The sequence below is a fragment of the Bacillus cereus group sp. N6 genome, from assembly GCF_016483705.1.
In the GTDB taxonomy this organism is placed as follows: Bacteria; Bacillota; Bacilli; order Bacillales; family Bacillaceae_G; genus Bacillus_A; species Bacillus_A wiedmannii.
This window is the reverse complement of the sequence record NZ_JAEHBI010000009.1, coordinates 22,758-39,313: the sequence shown is the minus strand read 5'-3', so window position 1 is coordinate 39,313 and position 16,556 is coordinate 22,758. Positions and strand designations below refer to the sequence as shown.

The window sequence follows — 16,556 nt, the reverse complement described above, 5'->3', positions numbered from 1 at the left end:
AAGAGCTTACCTACATCAGATAAGCTCTTCCTCTCTATACAAAATACTTCTTCAAAAGCGGCGGCGTAATAATCGTCGTTAATATAACAACAATAACAATCGCTGTGAAATTTTCTTTCGCTAATAAATTCGCCGCAAGTCCATTCGCTGCGATGATAAGCGCCACTTCTCCGCGCGAAACCATCCCCGCACCAATACTAATAGAAGATTGAAGGTTGAACCCTGTCAGTCTTGCTCCTAAACCTGATCCGATTAACTTTGTAAAAATTGCAATAAGCGTCATGATGATAATGAACCAAAGCTGGCTTCCGATACCTTGAAATGTAATTTCCATTCCGATACTTACGAAGAACACCGGTACAAATATTGCATAAGCAATCGGTTCAATTTTATGTTCTACTTCGTGCTTATACTCTGTTTGCGAAATGGCAATTCCGGCTGCAAATGCCCCAATAATACCTGCGATCCCCATCATTTCACTGTAATACGAAAATGAGAAACAAATAATAAGAGCTGCACTAATTAACGCTTCTGTTACGCGAAGTGGTACGAGCATTTTCATAATCCATGGAACAACTTTCCAAGAGATGAAAACGATACTGACAAAAAAGATAATTTTCTTTGCAATGACAAGCGTTACATTTACATCTTGTGTACCTAAAAAACTCATCACAAATGCTAATAAAATAACAACAATTACATCATCAAATACAGCTGCCCCTAAAATCGTCGTACTTTCTCTCGTATTCATTTTCCCTAAATCTCTTAGTGTTTGAACAGAAATACTAACGGAAGTGGCACAAAGTAATAACCCTAAAAAGATCGCATGCGACTGTAACATTCCAAACGCAAGTCCCGCTAAATACCCACCAAGGAATGGGAAAATAATTCCTCCCATCGCTACTGCGAATGCAGATTTCAAATTTCGATTTAGCTCTTCTAAATCTGTTTCAAGCCCTGCCATAAACATAAGTAGTAAAACACCAATTTCACTCAGTTCATCGATCAATTCAGAACTATTAATAATACCAAGCACAGCCGGACCGATAATAATACCAACGATTAATTTACCAAGTACAGAAGGCTGGCCAAGCCTAACGCTAATATCACCAGCTAATTTCGTACAAAGTAAAATGACGACAAGTTCAAAATAAAATAACATAACATCTTCTCCTACTTTAACTTTAATCAGTGGGTTTTCTCCATCCAAAGTAAATTTACAACCCTCGTCCATTCCTGCCAGTAGTTTCCCCTATTCATCCGCATTTTATTTGTCACATTTTTATTTGACAAAATATTCTGAATTATATTAAGATTAATCCAGCAATTTTAAAAACAACCTACCATAACTGTACCTCCATTTACTTACATACTCTTTTCTAGTGGGCTCATACTATATTCGCAGTTATGGAAATGAAAAAACGGGGGGGAGAGTCCAAAGTGAAGTCATTATTACGAAAAAAACCGCTTAGTACTGAATCACCACGGCAGTTAGATAGAACATTAACTGCACTTGATTTAACATTTTTAGGAATTGGCGCCGTAATTGGGACAGGGATCTTTGTATTAACAGGTATTGTCGCAGCGAAACATTCTGGTCCTGGTATTATGTTATCATTCCTTATTGCTGCATTTACTTGTGCTTGTGTAGCCTTTTGTTATGCTGAATTTGCTTCTTCTATTCCTGTCTCAGGAAGTGTGTACACTTACGCATATATGACAGTCGGAGAAGTCGTCGCCTTCATCGTCGGCTGGTGTTTAATGCTCGAATATTTACTTGCAGTCGCGGCAGTAGCTGTCGGTTGGTCTGGTTATTTACAATCTTTACTACAAGGATTTAACATCCATTTGCCCACCATAATAGCCTCGGCCCCTGGCGTAGGAAAAGGCGGCATTATCGATTTACCGGCTGTTTGTATTTTACTACTCATTACGGGACTTTTAAGTTTCGGTATACGCGAAAGCGCACGCATTAATAATATTATGGTTCTTATCAAGTTAGCTGTTATTATCGCCTTTATCGTAGCAGGGGCAAAATATGTAAAACCTGAAAATTGGACTCCGTTCATTCCATTCGGATACGACGGTATCATTACTGGGGCTGCCACTGTATTCTTCGCCTTCTTAGGCTTTGATGCAATCGCAACCGCTGCAGAAGAAACGAAAAAACCACAGCGCGATTTACCAATTGGCATTATCGGTTCCCTTCTTATTTGTACTGTTTTATACATGATTGTATCTTTCGTTTTAACAGGTATGGTTCCGTATACACAATTAGATGTTTCTGATCCGGTTGCGTTTGCCTTACATTTCGTTGGCGAAGATACAATTGCAGGACTACTCGCTGTTGGGGCGATGACTGGAATGACAACCGTTCTCTTAGTCGTTATGTATGGACAAGTTCGCGTTTCGTATGCAATGAGCCGCGACGGTTTACTTCCAAAAGCGTTAGCACGTGTGAATAAAAGAGTAAAAATCCCTTTATTAAACACGTGGATTACTGGCGTTGTGTCAGCTTTATTAGCAGGACTTTTAGACTTACATTTACTAGCGAATTTAGTAAACATCGGTACGTTAACAGCATTCACATTCGTTTGCTGCGCTGTACTTATTTTACGAAAAACACATCCTGATTTAAAACGTGGATTCCGCGCACCTTTCGTACCTGTATTACCAGTTGTTGCAATTCTTTGCTGTTTATATTTAATGATCAATTTGTCTAAAACGACATGGATAAGCTTTGCAGTTTGGCTTCTAGTCGGCTTATGCTTCTATTTCTTCTACTCTAGAAAACATAGTCATTTAGCTACTGAAAAAACAAGTGATGAAAAGAAAAAAGCATAACAAAATAGCTCGCCGATAAAACGGCGAGCTACCTTCATGTCTGATTATTTTTTTTCGTTAACGATTGTAAAATGAAAAACATGCCGATGCAAGCTGTAAACGATGCCCAATTCCCTATCGGTGTGGCGTATTTAAAAACGCCAATACCTACAAGCAATAGGAAAATAATCACCTGATATATAAGCTTCCACTTTTGCATATGTTCCCTCCTTTACTTCGTTCCCTTCTTTTTCTTCTTCCATGCATTTAAACTATCAAAGAAGAAGTTAATAAATAACGTGCCTAAACCCGCTAATAAAAACGTCATTAAAAATAGAACCCATATACTTTTCTCTTTTAAGAAATAATATCCTACAAGGAGCACAACCGCGATCCATACATATTCAAGAATTCTTTTTAGCTTTTTCTCTTCCAAATTATTCGCTCCCTCATACTATGCTATTTTTAGTATAACAAAAAAGAAGCCTATCATGATAAGCTTCTTTTTCTTCTCTCTTATTTGCTTATGCTTTTTTCAACGAGTGAAATCGCATATTCTATCGTACGATTCATCGTTTCTACTTGTGCATCTTTTACTTTCGCATCTTTTAATACAGCTTCTGCCACTGTAATTTTTTGACTCAATGATTTCACTGAACCGTCCGTTACATTTGCAGCTTGCGCTTTTTTCACTACTGCTTTTGCAGTTTCAATATTGATTTGTAATTTTTCTTTCGGTGTTTTCGGTTGTTCTTCTGCTACTTTAGATTGTACAAATGTTACATTAGCTGTTTTTAATTCGTTATACGCTTGAACGATTTGCTCTCCAGTACTTCCTACATTTTCAAATGCTTGCTTTGCAGTGTTATAGCTTTTCTCTAGTGCTTGAAATGCTTCCTTTGAATATTGACCTGGTTTGTCACCAAACTCATACGTTCCAGCTAACACTTCTTTTACTTTTCCAAGCTCTTCATATAAAGCGTTTACTTCTTCTAATTTTGTACGATTAGAAAACTCATTATACGCTGCTAATACTTCTGAAGAACTTAACGCTTTACTATATAATTTCGCAAGCGCAATTTGTCCATTTAGCGGAATACCACCATTCCCATTACTATCAGGGTCTGCCCCAAGCGCAAATGGTACGTTCGGGTGATATACTTTCCCTGTAGCTGGTTGGCTATTTACTTTTTTACCATCTACGTAAATTGCTACTTCACTTCCGTTATACGTTCCTGTTAAATGGTACGTTTTATTAGCCTCTAATTGAACGCCAACACGTTTATAACTTCCACCAATATGAGCCCATAATTCTACATAACCACTTCCTGTAGATTCAAAACCAATTCCGCCGCTCTCTGTATTTTGTAAAATACCTTGTCCGCAAATTTCATTCATTGAAAACACAGTTTCTAATGTAAATGTATTTGCTACTTTCTCTTTTTGTGCTGCTGAAAATGGAAGGTATCCAAATGTATTTGCTTTTCCGTTTAGCTTCATAACATTCTTTTTCAACACTTTATCATATTCAATAGTCACATTACCCTTAACATCACCTTTTGTACCAAATGATGAATTGTCTTTAAATGTACCATCTGCAAAGTTTACATCAAAAACATCCGCCTTTGGTACTTTCACATTCGGGTCAATATTATCTTTTTTCGTAGTAATCTCTGCCGTTAATGGTTGTACACTTTCGTTGCCGAATGAATCAATCGCAACGACTTCCAGTGTATATGTTTTCCCGCCATCTAGTCCTGCAAGCGTAAATGTCAGTTCTTTCGGCACTGGATCACGATAAAACTCTGAGAATGCTAACAATTTATTTTTTATTTCTCCCGTTTGCTTATCTCTCGCTTGTACACGGTAAGAATGAACAAGAAGGTTGTCCAACGCTTGCTGGAATGTTACTGTTGCTGCATTTTCTGTTACATTTGATACCGACAACTTCGCATCTTTTGCAAAGTATGGCTTTTCTTTATCACGATCTTCTACATGTGTAAATGTGTCTTTCTTTGATGGTAATTTAATTTTCCAAGGCTCGCCTGTCCAAGAATTTGTATGGAAATCACGGCGATTAATCGTTACTTCTTTATCATCTACTTCTACTAATAAACCTTGGCTTAATGTACTAGCTCCTGACGGGATATTTCCTTGTACTTTACCACCTTCAACCTCCATATAACTTACTGAAGATGTGCCAACTGATGTAAAGTCTTTTTGATGAATCGATCTTGGATCATCTAACGGATAATGTGAATGACCTGAAAACGTAATAACTTGTGGGTATTGTTTTAATACCTCATTAATTTTCGCACTATCTTTTGTTCCCCATTCTTGACTACCGTATACTGTATCTTTAATATGTTGATGTAAAAATACGAAAATTGGTTTTTCTGGATCATCTTTTTGCGCCTTTGCCATCTCTTCTTTTAACCAATTAATTTGCTTGTCTGAATAATATCCGTGAGTTGTCCCGTCCTCTGGAGACATTACAAGGAAGTGATACCCTTTCACCACTTTATGATAGTAAATCGATTCCATACCTGTTTTTTCTAAGAAACGTTTCTGCGCTCCCTCTACAGTTAAACCGTTCCAATAATCATGATTGCCTAGAGAATTCATTCGTACCGCATCTTTATTTGCATTTTCATTATATACTTGCATGAAACGATCATATTGTTGTACCGATCCTGAATCAGTAAAGTCTCCCACAATTACGAACGCATCTTGTTTAGGTGCAAGTGTATTAAGTTGCTCGATTGCTCGTTTCCAGCGAAACGTATCATCCGTTCCACTATTTTTAATATGTACATCACTTACGACTGGAAAAACGATCTTCTTCTCGCTTGGTGCCTTTTCTTGCTTCTTCTCTTCCGCTTTGACTGATGTACTCCACGGAAATGATACGAACGCTAATACAAAAACCATTAATAATCCAATAAGGCCTTTTACTTTTCGTAAAATAGTTCTTTCCACGTGAATCCTCCTCATAATAATTGATTCATTACAAGGGCTATTTTATCTAAAACATATTAATGCCGTTTAAATAACAAATTAATTTTATTAGATTTTTGTAAATATACAGTTAATTAGAAGTTAAGTCCAACATTCCTCGTACTATTGTATACAACCACCTTTTGTCTAAAAGAGTCTGATCATTCTTTTCCTATGACTATTCACATATAATCTTTTCTATAACACTAATGATAAATTAAAGTTTAAGCCTATTGGACAATCTTAATTTTTAACATTTCCTTCTTTTTTAACACATCGGCCATGCTTCTACATTTAATAGTAGTAAAAGACAACTTAAAAGGAGGGGTTATATTGAAGAATAAAAGAAATATTGGCTGTTTCGCTCCTTTATCTATTATTTGTCCAGACCCTTGTCCACCGCCCCCTCCCCCAAATCCAAATTGCGAGCGAGTAACAAATGAATTTGCAGGGAATTTCCTCATAACTAATAACACCATCCCATCTGCCAAAGATGCATTACAGTCAATGATACTATGGCAAAGTGATGGGATACTACTTATATCAGGTACTGTCTCGGTTTACAATAGTACTAGCAGCACAGAAGCAATTACAATTCAAATCACTGGAGCAGTAACTAATGTTTTCACTGTGTTTCCTGGTAATACAATATCGTACACAGGAAAAGACTTAGAGTCAGTCAGGATTATCAATATACAAAGTAATCCTTCACTATATTTAGAAGGTAAGTACTGTTGCCAATTTACATGTTGCTTATAAAATACCAATTTCATTACGTCCTTAATAAAAAAAGCATACCATTTACGGTATGCTTTTTTATGAAATTGGATAACGTACAGTAATACAAAACTCTCCTTGATTAACAGTTGTTCCTGTCGTAGTAATTCGGACAGTCGTAAAATATCGTACAGTGAAAGTACCACTACTTTGTGGTTGTACAGTAATTGTATCAACTACTGTAGCACCTACTAAAAAATCAACTGTAATCGGAGCTGCCCCTACATCATATTTCACGTAACCTGAACCATATACTTCTTGTGTAATATTATTCGTATATACAATTTGAGTACCAGCACCTGTAATAGACCAGTCTGTACATACTTGATCTTGCACAAGTGTTTTATTAGAACAACAAGACAAACCGGAACTTCTCATTCCCATTTTGATCCTCTCCTATTCTGCTATGAAAGTGGATAACGTGTTGTAATACAAAATTCTCCCTGATACGTTCCAGCAGGTGTTGCAGGTAACACAACTTGTATACTATCAAAGCGACGATACGTGAAAGCAATACTCGTTCCTGGGTTTAATGTTTGTGTATCAATTGTAGCCCCAGCAGAATCAAGCGCTTCTACAGTAATTGGACCTGGGCCAACATCATATTTAACAAAACCAGTACCAACTACATTTTGGTTAATATTATTTGTATAAAGAACATTATCAATTGCTGTTGCAACTACAGTAGCAGACCATGGACTACACACTTTATCTTGCACATAATTTTTATCTGGACAACACGTTAATGCCGCCCCTGAGCATTCACAAGACATAGAAGTTTCCCCTCTCTCTTACTTATTCCTTATATGTGTATGTCCCTCAGAGTCTTTTGCCTGTACTATTCATCTATTTTCAAAAAATAAGACAACTCCTGTACTAATGACTAGATAGATTCCGTTCTGTTTCTTTTTTTCATAAATTTATAGATTAAAATACCACCTACAACAATAACTACGACTAGTAATATCGGTAGCATATATTGTCCAACAACATCCGCCGCTTTTGCCCAATGCGGACCTAATTTCATCCCAAAATAAATATACAAAGTCGTTAACGGGAACATTGCTACAAATGTATATATACTAAATTTCCATATGTTCATTTTTGCCATACCACATGGAACAGAAATAAGCGTTCGAACTCCCGGTACAAAGCGTCCAACAAATGCTACAACTGGTCCATATTTCTCAAAGAAATCATCTGCTTTTTGAATTTGTTCTTCTTTAATAAAGAAGTATTTCCCGTACTTTATTAATAGAGGACGACCACCGTAATAACCGAGTGCGTATAACGTTAATGGTCCTGTCGTTCCCCCCAGTGTTCCAGCTAATACAGCTAGCCAAAAATTCATATCCCCCTCGTACACCCAATATCCAACCATGGGCAACACTACTTCTGCTGGAATAAATTCAAACGTTAATGCTAACACAACTCCAAAATAAGAAAACTGCTTTAAAAACTCAATTATATCTAAAATAATTTGCTCCATATTTTTAACTCCTATCCTACGTTTACGTTATGCTTTTCTTGTAATTGAACTGGCGCCATTTTTACAATTCGGTTCAAAATGAATAACACAATTCCAATATCATCTAAAATACCGATAAACGGCAGGAAGTCTGGAATTAAATCAAGCGGCATCGCAACATACCCAACTAAAAAAGCAACAGATAAAATTTTCTTCTTTATTGAAACCTCTTTTGAAGTAAAAAAGTCAAATAGGAATGGAACGAAACGACGGACATGAAATACAACTCTTAATCTACTAATAAGTTTTTTCATTTTTATTTCTCCTCTCTTTGTATACAAAAAGGACCCTACCAAATATGGTAAGGGTCCTAAAAAAGACAATAAGGGGCCTTTACCATTGCTGGTAAAGGTCTCACTAACAACGAAACGTTGCCAATAAAGCCGAGGGTTTCTCCCTGTAATGACGACTTTACTGTAATAAGTTACTCCCCTTTATACACAATTTTATACACTCACATTAAAATATTTCAGAGGGCTTGTCAATATATTTTATATCCCAATCCCTCCTGCTTACCCTTCCGTAAAAAACAAAAAACGTATAGGAAATTTCTTACTATCTCATAATATACATAATCATTTTTGAATGAAAGGAGAGGTTTCATTTGCATACCGTATGGAAAGGTGCACTTTCACTTGGACTATTAAATATAGGAATTAAACTATATAGCGCCGTAGAAGAAACCGATATAAAATTTTTAAGTCTCCATAAAGAATGCTTAACACCTATTAAATATAAAAAATTTGCTCCTGATTGTACGGATGAAGAAATTGATGATAAAGATATTGTAAAAGCCTATGAATATGCACCTCATAAATACATCATTATTGATGAAAAAGAATTAGCTGCGTTGCAAAAAGCTCACGAACCACGATCCATTCGTATTATATCTTTTATCCAAAATAACGAAATCGATTCTGTTCTTTATGACCGTTCTTATTTTATAGGCCCTACCCCAGGACATGAAAAATCATATTTATTATTAAAAGAAGCTCTTGAACGTACAAATAAACTTGGGCTTATTCATATTTCTATTAGAAAAAAACAACATTTAGCTATTATCCGTAACTTTGAAGATGGACTTATGTTACAAACCATCCACTACCCTAATGAAATTCGCGATATAACAAATACACCTAACTTACCAAGTAATGAAAATTACCCTATCCAAAAACAAGAACTCACCGCAGCAATTAATTTAATCCACCACCTTACAAATCCTTTTGAACAAGAAATGTATATAGATGAATATACAGAAGCCCTTACCGAATTAATCGAGAATAAAATTGAACAACAAGAAAAAACTGAAACAATCTCTCCAGCTCCGAACATCATTAATATTATGGAGACATTACAGGCAAGCATTGAACAAGCAAAAATAAAAAGAGAAAACAAAAAAGAACAAGAGGCCAAATGAAATTGACCTCTTGTTCTTTAAAGCGGATTACATTTCGGCATTTCGAGTCCAGATGATTGAGCTAATTTTAATAAATAATAACATTCCTCTCTTGCCATATGATCTGCCATTCTAGCTGATAGTGCACTTAATACTTCATGCGATAACTCCAGCTCTTCCACTTCATGTAAAAAATGCGAAAATAATTTCAATTCAAGTGAAACATCTTTTGTAAACTTCTTTAATGCTGGAAAATGATGAAGCTCCGTTCGTAAATACCCAGTCATCTCAACTGCCTTTAAGTAAAATTGTTCAAAATGCTTCGTAAATTCTTCGCTTTTCTCTTTTAATCTTTTTTCAACAAGATCTAGCCCACCAGAAATAGAGCCCGCATGACCAGCCGCATCCGTTAACCAAACGAGATGATAATGCAATTCATGAAAAACAGGCGGAACTTCCCCTTTCTTCAAAAACTCTAAAACCGTTATATACTCTTCCACTTCGTTTACCATATGATTAATAAAAGTTGGTGTAAAATGAATAGTAATTTTCCCTTCCAACTGCTTCTGTATAATACTTAATTTAAACGTCCGAATTTCCTTTGCAGCTTGTTCTGCCTCTTTTGAGAATGCCATCAGATTCACATTCCGAACTTTATTTAACAGGTTCGTAAATGTTTCAACAAAGTAAGTAGCTTTTTTTATATCCTCTTTTTCCTTCGGAGCTAATGCATCAAGTAAAAATTGTGCATGATCAGTAAGTACCTTTAGCCAAAATTGATGCTCAAACAACGCACTTTCTTCATAATTTCTCTCCACTAAATCCCCTCCGTTTATTCATCCTTCTCTACCACTTGAAGTTTATATCCATCTGGGTCTTGTACTACAATACTTTTCTCACTTTTGTTTTCTGTATATGCAATTTTATAAAATACTAACCTCTTCTTTACATTCTCTATGTTAGAAATTGAAAACGTTAGAACATCAACTGAGTCCGTAACACTCTTCTCACGCCCGCCCAAGCTGCGATTCATAACAAAACTAATTCTCGTTGAATCGGTATCATACCAAACCCCTGTAATATCTAATTGCGGCCTCTCTGAACTAGGTGTTATTCCTAAAATCCCTTCGTAAAAATACAGAGTTTCCTTTAAGTTCTTTACTTCTAACACAATTAAATTCTTTACATTCTCCACATTCATTCCCCCTGTACTTATTACTTTTTTATATGTGTCATAAATGCTCATTATGTCTGAATACAATACGTAGTAATGAACATTTAAGGAGGTTTATTCGTGAATAAATATATGAGATCATTCGTGCCCTATCATAGTCCTCTCGACCCTTGTCCTCCTATCGGAAAAAAATATTATTCTACTCCTCCTAATTTATTTTTAGGCTTTCAACCGCCAAAAGAAGCGCTACAAAAAGGGACTTTATGGCCTATTTTTTATGACTATTATGAAAATCCTTATAAAAAAGGGCGGTGACTACTGACGTGACTCAATCGCTACCAGAAGAATACTATCAGCTTTTACTGGAGCTTCAAGAACTGGACTTTGTACTAGTTGAACTCACTCTTTATTTAGATACACATCCAGATGACACCGCTGCGATTAATCAATTTAATGATTTTTCCTATAAACGGCGAGTATTAAAACAAAAGATGGAAGAAAAATACGGGCCACTCCAACAGTTTGGAAACAGCTATTCCAATGCTCCTTGGGAATGGAGCAAAGGTCCTTGGCCATGGCAAATATAAAGGAGAGAAACTATGTGGATTTATGAAAAGAAATTACAATACCCAGTTAAAGTGGGAACTTGCAATCCAGCACTTGCAAAATTATTAATTGAGCAATATGGCGGTGCAGATGGCGAGCTAGCTGCTGCACTACGTTACTTAAATCAACGTTATACAATTCCTGATAAAGTCATTGGCCTACTTACTGATATTGGTACAGAAGAATTTGCTCACCTTGAAATGATTGCTACGATGGTTTATAAACTAACGAAAGATGCAACTCCTGAACAAATGAAAGCCGCTGGACTTGATCCTCATTATGTTGATCATGATAGTGCACTTCATTACCATAATGCTGCTGGTGTTCCCTTTACTGCAACCTATATACAGGCTAAAGGTGATCCAATTGCCGATCTATACGAGGATATCGCAGCTGAAGAAAAAGCACGTGCAACATATCAATGGCTCATTAATTTATCAGATGATCCAGATATAAATGACAGCCTACGCTTCTTACGTGAACGAGAAATTGTCCATTCACAACGTTTCCGAGAAGCAGTTGAAATTTTAAAAGAAGAACGTGATAAAAAAATATTTTTTTAAAACACGTATCCTAGTGATATGTGTTTTTTTACGTTAAAAGTTAAATCCTTCCTATTAAAGATATAAATAGTATATTTATTCGATTTAATGTATTATTTTTTAATATTTTCAAAATTCCCTATTGCTTTCTAGTCATCAGACCTTTAAAATAGTAACAGTTACTCGACAAATTATTTGAATTTTCGACAAAAATACTCATTAGGAGGATTTTCTTTATATGCGTACAACTTTAAAGCCAGCGCAAATACTTTCGATTAGTTTATTACTATTCGCAGTTTTCTTCGGTGCTGGTAATATGATTTTTCCGCCCCTTCTCGGTCTTTCTTCCGGAGAAAATATGTGGGTCTCCATTACAGGATTTATTATTACAGACGTCGGTTTATCTTTACTAGCTATCGTCGCTGTTGCCCTTGCCGGTGGTAGTTTTAACACTTTAGCAAGCCGTGTTCATCCAAAATTCGCAGCAATATTCGCTATCATTATTTATCTTTCAATCGGCCCACTATTTGTTATTCCACGAACTGGATCTGTATCTTACGAAATTGGGGTTGCACCACTTTTCCCGGACCAATGGTACTCTATGTTAATCTTTAGTGCGATTTTCTTTACAGTCGTTTACTTCTTATCATTAAATCCATCAAAATTAGTAGATCATATTGGAAAAATATTAACGCCAATTTTACTTGGAATTATTGCAATTATGGCAACAAAAGCGATTCTTTCACCAGGAACGTTTACAGAACCTATTGGTGACTATAAAGAAATTCCACTTTTCAAAGGATTTCTTGAAGGATTTTTAACGTTAGATGCAATCGGTGCTCTCGTATTATCAACAATTGTTGTAAATGCAATTCGCCAAAACGGTATACAAGAGAAGAAATCAATTGCGAAATATACAATTATTTGCGGAAGCATTGCAGCCGTATTCTTAACAATTGTTTATTTCTTACTTGGTTATATCGGCGCTTCAAACGGCAACTTAGGACAATTCGAGAACGGTGGTCAACTGTTAGCTACTGTTATGTACCAATTCTTTGGGACAAGCGGTAATGTTTTATTAAGTATCGCCATTATCTTCGCTTGTTTAACGACAGCAATTGGTGTTGTAAGTGCATTCGCCAACTATTTTGCAACAGTATTAACAAACGTTTCTTACAAAAAGCTCGTACTATACGTTTGTATTTTTAGCTTCGTGATTTCAAACTTAGGATTAAGTTTATTAATCAAAATTACATTACCTGTATTAATTATTTTATATCCAATTACAATCATTTTAATTTTCGTATCATTTCTTGATAAATATACGAAACGTAAACCTTCTGTCTACATCGGAGCAATGATCGCAGCATTCATTATTAGCTGTATTCATGCACTGGATAATGTGGGAATGATACCAAGTTTTATCGCTAATATCGTACACACCATTCCTTTTTATAACTTAGGAATTGGTTGGATTATTCCAGCAATCGTTGGTGGTATAATCGGATACTATATTCCTCAAACAGAAGCTGAAGGTGAAGTTTCTACAAAATAAAGAAAAGAAGCAAGCATGAAATCCATGCTTGCTTCTTTTCTTTATTTTGTATCGCTACATACAATATTTGTGTACGAACGGACCGTTAACGTATAGTAACCAAAGTAAATGATTATATACACACCTATACTGCCTAGTAAAGGAAGGCTATATTCAAACATTCCTGTAAAGCCCATCAAACTTAAAAATGCAAAGAATGTATGACATATTGCCAGCAGTAATGGTACTACGAATATCGCCCCCACTTGCTTTCTTACAGACTCTGTTGCTTCCTTTTTCGTTAGTCCAATTTTCTTTAACATTCCGTACGCTGGTCGCTCTGCCATCGCTTCTGTTATTTGTTTAAAGTATAAAATACAACCTGTTGCAAGAATAAAAACAATCCCTAAAAATACGCTAGCAAATAATAATACTGCACCATCTTGCAGTTCAGATTGGCTCGCCTCTTCAAATGATTGGAATTTCACTTCTTTAGGAATGATTGTCCCTAGCTCTTTCGTTAGCTCTCTATTACCGTTTCCTTCAACGATAAATCCGCTAACTGTTGAAACATCCTTTCCTTGCTGCAACTTATTAAATAGCGAATCTCGAACAACAAGCCCCACTGGTGCAAGTTTCGCACTAACAACTGTTTCTTCGCGGTGATCAACGATTGTTAAACCACTCTTCATCCCTTCAAAGGACACATTACTTCCTTCAAGCGAATTCTTTTCGATGTTATATGATTTATATGGATCTAATAAAATAACTTCCTTTTCAGAACCGAGAATAACTTGTTTATTGCCTAACATAGAAGCTGATTTATTATAATCTGTCACTTTTATAACTTGTACATTACCATTACCTATTAAATACCCTGTTAATATTTGTTTTCCATCTATCTTCCCTTGCATAGACAGCATAGCTACAGACGTTTCATGTTTGATTGCTAACTCATGCTTTTGAATTTCTTCTCTAACTTTCTTATCTAATCCTTTTCCAGTTGTTACATATTCATAACTAACTGGATTCATTAATGCCGCTGTCTTCTGCGCTCCATAATACATACTAGAACTAATTCCAATCGTACATAATGTTACCGCACTTAATAAAGATAATAGCGCCAGCATCTTTACGTTCCCTTTTATTCTAAAGAACAATGAAGAAATCGATAAAATGTTCGTTCCATTCCAATATTTCGTTTTATCTCCCTTTATTTTATGGAGTGATTTCACTGTATATTGCTCAAATAGTAAAAACGTACCTTTTACAATACAACCAAAATAAGTAGACCTGTAATGAAAATGGCCCCAAACCCAAAGATTTGTGTAAGTAGCGCAATGATATAACCTGTAATTAATAAAGCAATCGCTCGTTTTGCCTTCTCACTTGCATACGTAGGTGCCTCTTCTTTCTGATTTTCACCATATAGTAATTCAACTAAACGATGCTCATAAATTAACCTTTTACTTTTCCATGATGCAATAAAGAAAATTGCGCCTATCGTTATAAGAACTTCTACTATAGATAAAAATGAAATCGTAAATGTGAACGTAAACGCACTTCCCATTAGCTTCACAAGAAGCCCTGCGCACATATTCGCTATAAATAAACCAGCAAGAATACCTAACACACTTGCCGCACCACCAACTAATAACGTTTCATAAAAGAGTAACTTCACAATTTCTTCTTTACGGATACCTAATAAACTGTATAGCGCAATTTCTTTTTTCTTCTTTCGCAAAAAGAAGCTATTACAATAAAAAATAAATATCGTTAAAAAGATAATTAACAATATTTGTGCAAACGTAAATGTCGTTTCCACTTTATCCGACTCTTTTAAAAGAGTTACTACACTTTCATTTCGTTTAATCGATACGAATGTAAAATAAATAATAATGCTGCCTACTAATGAAATAAAGTATAGAAAATAATCTTTCATATTTCGTTTTATGCTACGTTTTGATACTTCTAAAAAATCCATCGTACACCTTCACCCGCTCTCGCATTTCTCTATACATGAAGTGTATACGAAATTGTATTTCTCCCCTATCGATTTTCATTACATCTCTCTTACGATATTGTAATATAGCAAAATAAAAGAACCTAGTTTCCTAGGTTCTTCACATCGTATGTTTAAAAGTAAATAACTCTTCTTTTGACTGCACAGCAGATTGTTCCTCTTCTGCAACGTCCTTCTTTATCTCTCCTCCTAACCTTACTTTCATCATCGCCTCTTCTATACTTTTTACAATCATATTTCCTGAAAAAATAGTAAGTCCAAAAAATGTAATGGGAACGAGAGGAATCCATGGATTCACTGTTAATGATCTAAAATAGACTCCAATTAAACCTGACCATAAAAAATCACTAGGTTATGATCCTAGTGATTCTTTATGCGCATGCCCTTCTCTTTTCGCAAACGGCATATACAAAATAAAACATCCAATAAGCGCAGCTATTTCTAATGAAATAATATAGTAAGGGTGTGGCCCTAACATATCGAGTAATGAAGCAGTTTCTGGCTTACGAGCTAAAAACATATAATTGCCACCTGTTTTGTAGTTCACAAAAGAAACGATTGGAATTATTATGTTTAAAAATATCATCGTACGCTTAATTGATTGCAAGGTCGGTCTATATCCTTCTACCCACGTCATAAAGAGTGGTGCCCAAATGAGTAATACATGTGCAACGAAGAATTCTATAAAGCGAAAATGCGGAAAAGCATATTGCACGTTCGGCGTTACAATAGCTTGTGATGCACCGATAATCCCTGTAAAAAATACAATCTCATATATGCGGTAACTTTTCGTTACAATCATAATCGATGCTAACAATAAACTAATCGTACATAGCTCAAATGGTAATGAAGTGCCTAGTTCAAAAATCCCCGCTTTCCATTCCCACATATGGAGCCCAATTTCACTCCCAACAAATAAAAATGCAATCGCATATCGAACCGTTATATTCCACTCATTTTGACGCAATAAATCTTGGTATTGATATAGAAAAAATATCCCCACCAACATAATAAATAATATAAGGACATGTTGCCTTGAGTATGGAATAAATGGTTTTAATGGATGCGCACTAAAATAAGCTTCCATCTTGCCTCCTCCTCCCTTTCATACAATATTATTGTTAGAAAGAAACGACGAGTCAATTCATTTGCTCAC

At 35.6% G+C, this 16,556-nt stretch carries 18 protein-coding genes and 2 pseudogenes; 7 read left to right on the top strand and 13 right to left on the bottom strand.

What is annotated here, in order from left to right:
• Nucleotides 1–34: 34 nt before the first annotated feature.
• Complete coding sequence (locus tag JDS99_RS09665; protein WP_060487615.1) at nucleotides 35–1,234, bottom strand: cation:proton antiporter; 1,200 nt, start codon at nucleotides 1,232–1,234, stop codon at nucleotides 35–37.
• Between the two features lie 206 nt (nucleotides 1,235–1,440).
• On the opposite strand from JDS99_RS09665, the gene JDS99_RS09660 reads away from it, so the two are divergent.
• Nucleotides 1,441–2,844 carry a branched-chain amino acid transporter BcaP gene (locus tag JDS99_RS09660; protein WP_088062060.1) on the top strand — a complete coding sequence of 468 codons (1,404 nt, stop codon included), beginning with the start codon at nucleotides 1,441–1,443 and terminating at the stop codon, nucleotides 2,842–2,844.
• Nucleotides 2,845–2,878: 34 nt separating this feature from the next.
• Here JDS99_RS09660 and JDS99_RS09655 read toward each other — a convergent pair whose 3' ends face one another.
• From JDS99_RS09655 to JDS99_RS09645, 3 genes are all read right to left on the bottom strand, one after another.
• Entirely contained in the window at nucleotides 2,879–3,043 is a 165-nt protein-coding gene (locus JDS99_RS09655; RefSeq protein ID WP_075312097.1) for a hypothetical protein, read from the bottom strand.
• A 12-nt stretch (nucleotides 3,044–3,055) separates the two neighbouring features.
• Nucleotides 3,056–3,259 carry a hypothetical protein gene (locus JDS99_RS09650; RefSeq protein WP_000391504.1) on the bottom strand — a complete coding sequence of 68 codons (204 nt, stop codon included), beginning with the start codon at nucleotides 3,257–3,259 and terminating at the stop codon, nucleotides 3,056–3,058.
• 80 nt (nucleotides 3,260–3,339) lie between these two features.
• Complete coding sequence (locus JDS99_RS09645) at nucleotides 3,340–5,802, bottom strand: LamG-like jellyroll fold domain-containing protein (RefSeq protein ID WP_199694984.1); 2,463 nt, start codon at nucleotides 5,800–5,802, stop codon at nucleotides 3,340–3,342.
• A gap of 351 nt (nucleotides 5,803–6,153) precedes the next feature.
• Between JDS99_RS09645 and JDS99_RS09640 the strand changes: the two genes are divergently transcribed.
• The gene (locus JDS99_RS09640) at nucleotides 6,154–6,579 is read left to right on the top strand and encodes an S-Ena type endospore appendage (RefSeq protein WP_088062056.1); all 426 of its coding nucleotides are present in this window, start codon (nucleotides 6,154–6,156) and stop codon (nucleotides 6,577–6,579) included.
• A gap of 57 nt (nucleotides 6,580–6,636) precedes the next feature.
• Here the strand turns inward: JDS99_RS09640 and JDS99_RS09635 are convergent, their stop codons facing one another.
• The 4 genes from JDS99_RS09635 to JDS99_RS09620 all read right to left on the bottom strand — a co-directional run bounded on the left by JDS99_RS09635 (nucleotide 6,637) and on the right by JDS99_RS09620 (nucleotide 8,379).
• Nucleotides 6,637–6,981: a DUF3992 domain-containing protein gene (locus JDS99_RS09635; protein ID WP_000525802.1), complete on the bottom strand. Its 345-nt coding sequence runs from the start codon at nucleotides 6,979–6,981 to the stop codon at nucleotides 6,637–6,639.
• A 20-nt stretch (nucleotides 6,982–7,001) separates the two neighbouring features.
• On the bottom strand, nucleotides 7,002–7,370 hold the full coding sequence (locus JDS99_RS09630) for a DUF3992 domain-containing protein (protein WP_088062054.1): 369 nt from the start codon (nucleotides 7,368–7,370) through the stop codon (nucleotides 7,002–7,004).
• A 110-nt stretch (nucleotides 7,371–7,480) separates the two neighbouring features.
• Nucleotides 7,481–8,086, bottom strand: coding sequence for a DedA family protein (locus JDS99_RS09625; protein WP_000435010.1), 606 nt, complete (start codon nucleotides 8,084–8,086; stop codon nucleotides 7,481–7,483).
• An 11-nt stretch (nucleotides 8,087–8,097) separates the two neighbouring features.
• Nucleotides 8,098–8,379 carry a YkvA family protein gene (locus JDS99_RS09620; protein WP_000733852.1) on the bottom strand — a complete coding sequence of 94 codons (282 nt, stop codon included), beginning with the start codon at nucleotides 8,377–8,379 and terminating at the stop codon, nucleotides 8,098–8,100.
• A 350-nt stretch (nucleotides 8,380–8,729) separates the two neighbouring features.
• Between JDS99_RS09620 and ku the strand changes: the two genes are divergently transcribed.
• Nucleotides 8,730–9,542: a non-homologous end joining protein Ku gene (gene ku, locus JDS99_RS09615; protein ID WP_088062052.1), complete on the top strand. Its 813-nt coding sequence runs from the start codon at nucleotides 8,730–8,732 to the stop codon at nucleotides 9,540–9,542.
• Between the two features lie 17 nt (nucleotides 9,543–9,559).
• Here ku and JDS99_RS09610 read toward each other — a convergent pair whose 3' ends face one another.
• Nucleotides 9,560–10,339, bottom strand: a complete 780-nt coding sequence (locus JDS99_RS09610; protein WP_000440978.1) for a DUF2935 domain-containing protein — start codon at nucleotides 10,337–10,339, stop codon at nucleotides 9,560–9,562.
• A 14-nt stretch (nucleotides 10,340–10,353) separates the two neighbouring features.
• Nucleotides 10,354–10,767 carry a VOC family protein gene (locus tag JDS99_RS09605; RefSeq protein WP_097891327.1) on the bottom strand — a complete coding sequence of 138 codons (414 nt, stop codon included), beginning with the start codon at nucleotides 10,765–10,767 and terminating at the stop codon, nucleotides 10,354–10,356.
• Between the two features lie 48 nt (nucleotides 10,768–10,815).
• Here JDS99_RS09605 and JDS99_RS09600 point away from each other — a divergent pair, with 48 nt between their 5' ends.
• The 4 genes from JDS99_RS09600 (at nucleotide 10,816) to brnQ2 (ending at nucleotide 13,398) form a co-directional block, all read left to right on the top strand.
• Entirely contained in the window at nucleotides 10,816–11,010 is a 195-nt protein-coding gene (locus JDS99_RS09600; protein WP_199694983.1) for a spore coat protein CotJA, read from the top strand.
• Between the two features lie 8 nt (nucleotides 11,011–11,018).
• A complete protein-coding gene (locus JDS99_RS09595; RefSeq protein ID WP_000194492.1) occupies nucleotides 11,019–11,282 on the top strand; it encodes a spore coat protein CotJB in 264 nt (87 codons plus the stop codon).
• A 12-nt stretch (nucleotides 11,283–11,294) separates the two neighbouring features.
• Nucleotides 11,295–11,864 (top strand): spore coat protein CotJC, encoded by a 570-nt coding sequence (cotJC, locus tag JDS99_RS09590; protein WP_000265275.1) that lies wholly within the window; start codon nucleotides 11,295–11,297, stop codon nucleotides 11,862–11,864.
• A gap of 217 nt (nucleotides 11,865–12,081) precedes the next feature.
• Nucleotides 12,082–13,398 carry a branched-chain amino acid transport system II carrier protein BrnQ2 gene (gene brnQ2 / locus JDS99_RS09585; protein WP_199694982.1) on the top strand — a complete coding sequence of 439 codons (1,317 nt, stop codon included), beginning with the start codon at nucleotides 12,082–12,084 and terminating at the stop codon, nucleotides 13,396–13,398.
• A 41-nt stretch (nucleotides 13,399–13,439) separates the two neighbouring features.
• Here the strand turns inward: brnQ2 and JDS99_RS09580 are convergent.
• The 3 genes and pseudogenes from JDS99_RS09580 to JDS99_RS09570 form a co-directional block, all read right to left on the bottom strand.
• A pseudogene (locus JDS99_RS09580) lies at nucleotides 13,440–15,361 on the bottom strand (FtsX-like permease family protein).
• Between the two features lie 139 nt (nucleotides 15,362–15,500).
• Nucleotides 15,501–15,737, bottom strand: a pseudogene (locus JDS99_RS09575) (peptide ABC transporter permease); the annotation flags it as partial.
• Between the two features lie 15 nt (nucleotides 15,738–15,752).
• Nucleotides 15,753–16,487: a YwaF family protein gene (locus JDS99_RS09570; RefSeq protein ID WP_199694981.1), complete on the bottom strand. Its 735-nt coding sequence runs from the start codon at nucleotides 16,485–16,487 to the stop codon at nucleotides 15,753–15,755.
• Nucleotides 16,488–16,556 lie beyond the last annotated feature (69 nt).

Bases quoted from the DNA above. Each gene is read 5' to 3' on its own strand.
- JDS99_RS09665 (WP_060487615.1), bottom strand. From the start codon at position 1,234: ATGGACGAGGGTTGTAAATTTACTTTGGATGGAGAAAACCCACTGATT.
- JDS99_RS09655 (WP_075312097.1), bottom strand. From the start codon at position 3,043: ATGCAAAAGTGGAAGCTTATATATCAGGTGATTATTTTCCTATTGCTT.
- JDS99_RS09635 (WP_000525802.1), bottom strand. From the start codon at position 6,981: ATGGGAATGAGAAGTTCCGGTTTGTCTTGTTGTTCTAATAAAACACTT.
- JDS99_RS09630 (WP_088062054.1), bottom strand. From the start codon at position 7,370: ATGTCTTGTGAATGCTCAGGGGCGGCATTAACGTGTTGTCCAGATAAA.
- JDS99_RS09625 (WP_000435010.1), bottom strand. From the start codon at position 8,086: ATGGAGCAAATTATTTTAGATATAATTGAGTTTTTAAAGCAGTTTTCT.
- JDS99_RS09620 (WP_000733852.1), bottom strand. From the start codon at position 8,379: ATGAAAAAACTTATTAGTAGATTAAGAGTTGTATTTCATGTCCGTCGT.
- JDS99_RS09605 (WP_097891327.1), bottom strand. From the start codon at position 10,767: ATGAGCATTTATGACACATATAAAAAAGTAATAAGTACAGGGGGAATG.
- cotJC (WP_000265275.1), top strand. From the start codon at position 11,295: ATGTGGATTTATGAAAAGAAATTACAATACCCAGTTAAAGTGGGAACT.
- brnQ2 (WP_199694982.1), top strand. From the start codon at position 12,082: ATGCGTACAACTTTAAAGCCAGCGCAAATACTTTCGATTAGTTTATTA.
- JDS99_RS09570 (WP_199694981.1), bottom strand. From the start codon at position 16,487: ATGGAAGCTTATTTTAGTGCGCATCCATTAAAACCATTTATTCCATAC.